The sequence below is a fragment of the Cupriavidus sp. SIMBA_020 genome, assembly GCF_046535395.1.
Taxonomy (GTDB): Bacteria; Pseudomonadota; Gammaproteobacteria; order Burkholderiales; family Burkholderiaceae; genus Cupriavidus; species Cupriavidus campinensis.
Genome location: NZ_JAWRWU010000116.1, coordinates 1 through 398 on the forward strand (window position 1 = coordinate 1; position 398 = coordinate 398).

Annotated in this window: 1 pseudogene; it reads right to left on the bottom strand. The window is 64.6% G+C overall.

Annotated elements, in window-relative coordinates:
• Positions 1-115: 115 nt before the first annotated feature.
• Positions 116-398: pseudogene (locus tag SB751_RS28410) on the bottom strand (ABC transporter ATP-binding protein); the annotation flags it as partial.

Genomic DNA, 398 nt, shown 5'->3' on the forward strand with positions numbered 1-398 from the left:
GGCCAGGCCGATGCCTTTGGCGCCGCCGGTGATCACCACGTTCTTGCCGCGCAGGTCGGCGTGGCGTACTTCAGGGGTATTGTCCAAGTGCTTGCCTCTACAGATAGGGCCGCGGTCAGACCGCCAGCCATTCCTGGACCACGTCCTGGCGCTCATGCAACTGCGCGGGCGGTCCTTCGAAAACGATGCGGCCATGGCCCATCACGCTCACGCGGGTGGAGACCTTCAGCGCGATGGTCAGCTTCTGCTCGACCAGCACCACCGACACGCCGCGCTGGTGGATGTCGCGGATCACGTCGGCGATCACTTCCACGATCTTGGGCGCCAGGCCCTCGGTGGGTTCGTCGATCAGCATGACCTTGGGATTGCCCAGGAGCGAACGGCACATGGTCAGCATC